Annotated in this window: 5 protein-coding genes; 3 read left to right on the forward strand and 2 right to left on the reverse strand. The window is 60.5% G+C overall.

Features of this window, described 5'->3' with window-relative positions:
- Positions 1-90 precede the first annotated feature (90 nt).
- From I71_RS31435 to I71_RS31445, 3 genes are all read left to right on the forward strand, one after another.
- Positions 91-372 carry a K+/H+ antiporter subunit F gene (locus I71_RS31435; protein WP_199902303.1) on the forward strand — a complete coding sequence of 94 codons (282 nt, stop codon included), beginning with the start codon at positions 91-93 and terminating at the stop codon, positions 370-372.
- A complete protein-coding gene (gene mnhG, locus I71_RS31440) occupies positions 369-713 on the forward strand; it encodes a monovalent cation/H(+) antiporter subunit G (RefSeq protein WP_042703602.1) in 345 nt (114 codons plus the stop codon). Before I71_RS31435 ends, mnhG begins: the two co-directional genes overlap by 4 nt.
- A gap of 237 nt (positions 714-950) precedes the next feature.
- Positions 951-1,988, forward strand: coding sequence for an aliphatic amidase (locus I71_RS31445; RefSeq protein ID WP_042703604.1), 1,038 nt, complete (start codon positions 951-953; stop codon positions 1,986-1,988).
- Positions 1,989-2,322: 334 nt separating this feature from the next.
- Here the strand turns inward: I71_RS31445 and I71_RS31450 are convergent, their stop codons facing one another.
- Positions 2,323-4,020: a heme peroxidase family protein gene (locus tag I71_RS31450; protein WP_042703606.1), complete on the reverse strand. Its 1,698-nt coding sequence runs from the start codon at positions 4,018-4,020 to the stop codon at positions 2,323-2,325.
- A 505-nt stretch (positions 4,021-4,525) separates the two neighbouring features.
- Positions 4,526-5,207: helix-turn-helix transcriptional regulator (locus tag I71_RS31455; protein ID WP_042703608.1), on the reverse strand; the 682-nt coding region annotated here is incomplete at its 5' end.

Consider the following 5,207-nt stretch of genomic DNA (forward strand, 5'->3'; position numbering starts at 1 on the left):
GCTCCTCCACATCCTCGACCTTGTCGACGAGCAGGTGTGGGTCGACACCATCAAGGAACGGTACGAAAAACGCCTGATCGAGGTGTTCGAATGATCGCGGAAATACTGTCCTGGTCGATCTTCCTGGCACAGATCCTCCTGGTTCTCGCCATGGGCTGTGCGATGGTCCGCATCCTGCGGGGGCCGCGGGCGCAGGACCGGGTGGTCGGGCTGGACACCCTGTATGTCAACGCCACGATGCTGCTGCTGGTCTTCGGCATCCGCACGACGAGCACGCTGTATTTCGAGGCGGCCCTCATCATCGCCTTGCTCGGCTTCGTCTCGACGGCGGCAATCGCCAAGTTCCTCATGCGCGGAGAAGTGATCGAATGACGCATCTGGCTGAGCTGCCGCCATGGGCGGCGCTGCTGACGGCGCTGCTGCTTCTGCTCGGCACCGGTCTGGCATTGATCGGTTCCGTCGGGTTGCTGCGGTTCGGCAGCTTCTATGAACGGATCCACGCCCCGACTCTGGGGTCGACCCTGGGCATCGGTTTCGTGCTGCTCGCATCCATGCTTTTCTTCTCGGTGTTTCAATCGCGCCCGGTGCTGCATGAGGTGCTGATCACAGCGTTGATGGTGGTCACCACGCCGATCACTCTGATGCTGCTGGCGCGTGCGGCGCTGTATCGCGACCGCACGGAAGGCAACGATGACGTGCCGCCATCGGCGTGAGGGCGGTCGCGGGCGCGCATTGTGGCAATTGGCGGCCATTTCCTGGGTCCGTCCGGAGTGCGACGGGATCGCCTGACCGCCTCCCGATCGACCATACGGGGAATCGCGTATTCCTGTCGGTGTTTCGGTCCGCGATGATCGGCAGCAACCGAGAAGCGCGCGAAAATACTGTGGAGACCGGACACTCGTCCCGCTCCCCGCGCGCTGTCTCATGCCCCGTCATGCAGGGAGACCGAGATGATCCACGGCGACATCACCAGCAGCAACGACACCGTCGGCGTTGCCGTCGTCAATTACAAGATGCCGCGCCTTCACACCAAGCTGGAGGTGCTGGAGAATGCACAGAAGATCGCCGACATGGTGATCGGCATGAAGACCGGACTGCCCGGCCTTGACCTCGTGATCTTCCCCGAATACTCCACCCACGGAATTATGTACGATTCCAAGGAGATGTACGAGACGGCCGCCGCCATCCCCGGTGACGAGACGGAGATATTCGCCGCCGCCTGCCGCAAAGCCAAGGTATGGGGCGTGTTCTCCCTCACCGGCGAGCGGCACGAGGAGCACCCGCACAAGGCACCCTACAACACGCTGATTCTGATGAACGACCAGGGCGAGATCGTGCAGAAATACCGCAAGATCATGCCCTGGGTGCCGATCGAAGGCTGGTATCCTGGCACCAGCACCTATGTGTCGGACGGGCCGAAGGGGCTGAAGATCAGCCTGATCATCTGCGACGATGGCAATTATCCCGAAATCTGGCGCGACTGCGCCATGAAGGGGGCCGAGCTGATCGTGCGCTGCCAGGGCTACATGTATCCGGCCAAGGACCAGCAGGTGCTGATGGCCAAGGCGATGGCCTGGGCCAACAACGTCTATGTCGCCGTGGCGAACGCCGCCGGTTTCGACGGTGTCTATTCCTATTTCGGCCATTCCGCCATCGTCGGCTTCGACGGCCGCACGCTCGGCGAATGCGGCGAGGAGGAGTATGGCATCCAATATGCCCAACTGTCCAAGTCGCTGATCCGCGATTTCCGCAGGCACGGCCAGTCGGAAAACCACCTCTTCAAGCTGGTCCATCGCGGCTACACCGGCATGATCAACAGCCTTGACGGGGTGAAGGGCGAAGCGGCCTGCCCCTATGATTTCTATCGCCAGTGGGTGAGCGATCCGGAGGGAACACGGACGTTGGTGGAGTCTTTCACCCGCAGGACGGTCGGCACGCCCGAATGTCCGATCGACGGCATCCCGGCGGAAGAGCCGGCGCAGCGCTGATACCAATGACCTGTCGTATTGCCTTCGATCGCCTCACAGGCTTTGTCGTGCCCATGGGGGCGCGCCCCCGCAATCACGGTGATCGGCGAACACTTGAAAGGTCAGTTCAAGCGTTCGCCGGTGTGAGCCACTGTGAAAGATGGAGAGATGGCGCTCTGGACCTGCAGAATCGGCTGGAAACCCTGTCGGTGTCCGACGGCTGCGGCAAGTCTCGCTTCATTGAACATATGGCGCTGCGGCGCGGCCGGACGTTGTCGGTGCGGGATACCCTCTCGGGCAACCGCACATTCCCGCCGGTATCGCTGCCGATCACCCGTCTGCGACGCTTTTCACCCTATGACAAGGCATAGGCGATCAGTCGATCCAGTGTAAAGGACGAGGCGCCTTTGGTGATTTCCGGGTGTGGCTTGAATTTTGGCATGCAGTGAAGGAACGAGCTCCGGTCCAAATACAGCAGACCGATCAGCGTCTCCGCGACGATTCGACTGCCGACCGGACCGAGATGCTGACCGCCGAACGCGACGCCTGGATCCGCGGACATCTTGTCTGTGCCGTAATACTCCGCTTCACGCAGTATGTAGTACCAGAGGGGCGTCCTTCCTTCGATCTGGTGGTTCATGCCGTTCAGCTTGGAAAGAACCTCTTGGCGCCGGGAAGTCGTTTCCTCAAGTTCGTCTTTCAAATCGTCCGGCAAATCGGACCCGCTGCTGTGGCGGAGCGAACCGGCAGCCCAGACAATGTTTGCCGGCATCGGCGGGATGCCCAGGCGACAGGCGACCGCTTCGCCAGAGGGAAGGTCAAGAAGCTGGCCGCGCCTCAGATTTCGGAAGGCAAGATTCATCAGGAATCCATTGCCCTTTCTTCTGGCCTCCTTCTGGAATTCCGGAAGGATCGTGAGAGGCTCGACCAGCAGTGCGTCGATGCGGTAGGAAAGTTGAGGCACCTGGACCTTGGAATCGGGAGGGGGAGGCTGCGGCAAATCGATGTTTGCCGGAATGCCGTCGAGGAAATAGCCCCAATCGATTCCCCACTGCTTTGGGAGAGTCCCCGGGAATCCATTCATGTTCAACAACTGTTCGGCTTCGGTGGGATCGTCGGGATCCTGGACGGTCGAGAAGGTCGGTATGCGCCGAAATGTCGTTTGGTCGGTGGAGTCATTCGGACCGGGCTGAGTGCCGACGAAGCGGTTCAGCGCATAGGATGGGCGCACCATCGAATGGCCGAAGCGGAAGGCCGCTCCCGCAAATTCCACAGGCATATAGGGGTATTCGGCGTCGGTCTTCAAATAGTTGTTGAGCCGTGGAACTCCGCCGTCGTTCAATATTTTTGTTACCGTATGAGGTTCGCAGATCCGAACCAAATAATCGAACAAGACAACCCACTGATAATGCCACCTGACAATTGATACCGCCGCGTCGAAGCGCTCGCGTGGTTGGTCGGGCGCCGCGCCTGCCCATTCCATCAGGATGTCGTTCTCGACGACCTTGTTATGGAATGCAATCATCGCTCCATGGATTTGCGAAACGATCTTGTTCTCGTCGTTCCGTTTGTCGCCCAGCAAAGGAATGCTGTTGTCGAGGATACGGAACAGATCATGCCGGGTCCCAACCGTCGCATCCGCGTTGCCGGGTGCCATGCCCGTGCGCAGCCGGACGCCGTCATAGAGATAGGGTTGGTCGTCCGGGCCGCGTCCATAGACGCTGTCGAGATCGAGTGCCGGCGTTCGGAAATCGATCAGCGCGGCCGGGTCGGACACTTCAGCACTCAAGGGCGTGGGATCGAAGGTGATGTCGTGGTCTACGAACTGGCCGAAATAGGTGTAGCCAGCGGGGATTGTGGGGTTTTCGTCGCCGACTTCCGGTTCGGTTATCGGCTTCCCCAAGTCGTTCTTGATCATCGCGGATGCGATCAACGCCAACGCATCGTCGGGGAGCTTGGCATTGGGAGGGCAATCGAACATTCTGCCGAACCGTCCGAATGGAACCCCGGGATTTGCGCCCGCTGAGATGCCGCGGTTGTCACGTCCATGCATCGTATCCTCCCTGATCATGTTATGAGTTGTGCTGCTGTTTGGTCTCATCCCACTTGTTTCGCGCGTGCGGGGGCGGTCGGCCGTTGCAGAGGTCAAGACCCGGCGGTCAGCAATATTTGGGATCCATGGATGAGGCACCTTTGGATCACTCATGCCACACCATTCGGCGTGGGAAGTTAGTGCTTGGCTCGTTGATTGCCGGACCGGGCTTTAGCGCTTCATGGATTCCGAACGTCGCTTGAATTCCGGAGCGATCGGCAATTTTGTTTTGGAGAGCAGAATTCCGCCGGAGTTTGACGGTGTCGAAGCAGTTCGGGACAATCACATGCAACCAAATCGCAGATTAACGTTTGGATGTTTTTCTCGCAATACGATTCTAATTTCCGGAAGGATGACCAATAAAGGCGGAAAGCCATCCATATTCGATCGTTTTCAATCCCGTTTTGTGCTATCAACTATCGTAATGGCGTAAACCTCTCGTTGAAAAAACTCGGTTTCCGTGTTCTCACCGGGTGCCGTTCAGTGCTCGCACCGCCATCGCGGCGGCGGCGGCCCGGTTCTCTACGCCGAGCTTTGCATAGATCTGTTCCAGATGCTTGTCGACCGTGCGAGGGCTGAGACCGAGGATCTCGGCGATGTCACGGTTCGGCTTGCCATTGGCGACCCACATCAGCACCTCCGCCTCGCGCGGGGTCAGGGACAGCTTGTCCTTCAGCAGCCTGTCCTCGCCAGCTCCCGATTCTTCGGCCAGTTGCAGCAGGATCTCGTCGGGGCCGGTCTGGCCGACCGGGCTGAGGCGCAGGCGACGGCCATCGGCAAAGGTGGCGATCACCACGCTGTCCGGCTTGCGTCCGCCACCGCCGGTCTGCCGGTCCGCCAGCCAGAGCCGGGCCTCCTCCGGCAACGAGACGCCGGTGGCCAGGCCGTCGGCGGCAGAGGAGCCGAAGGCCGCCTCCAGCATGCGCGTGGTCTGCGGTGTGCACCACAGCACCTCACCCCGGTGATTGGCGGCCAGCAGGGTCCGCCCGGTGACGTCCAGCGCCGCCCGCGTGCTCTGGGCGACACGGGCGTTGACGAGATGGGCATACATGCGGGCGATCAGCGTTTCGGCGACGATCGGCTTGGTGACGTAATCGACCCCGCCGGCGGCGAAGCCCTTCAGGATATGCTCCGTTTCGGTGAGGCCG

Origin of the sequence: Azospirillum sp. B506 (assembly GCF_000333595.1) — a bacterium.
In the GTDB taxonomy this organism is placed as follows: domain Bacteria; phylum Pseudomonadota; class Alphaproteobacteria; order Azospirillales; family Azospirillaceae; genus Azospirillum.

Bases quoted from the DNA above. Each gene is read 5' to 3' on its own strand.
- mnhG (WP_042703602.1), top strand. From the start codon at position 369: ATGACGCATCTGGCTGAGCTGCCGCCATGGGCGGCGCTGCTGACGGCG.
- I71_RS31450 (WP_042703606.1), bottom strand. From the start codon at position 4,020: ATGCATGGACGTGACAACCGCGGCATCTCAGCGGGCGCAAATCCCGGG.
- I71_RS31445 (WP_042703604.1), top strand. From the start codon at position 951: ATGATCCACGGCGACATCACCAGCAGCAACGACACCGTCGGCGTTGCC.
- I71_RS31435 (WP_199902303.1), top strand. From the start codon at position 91: ATGATCGCGGAAATACTGTCCTGGTCGATCTTCCTGGCACAGATCCTC.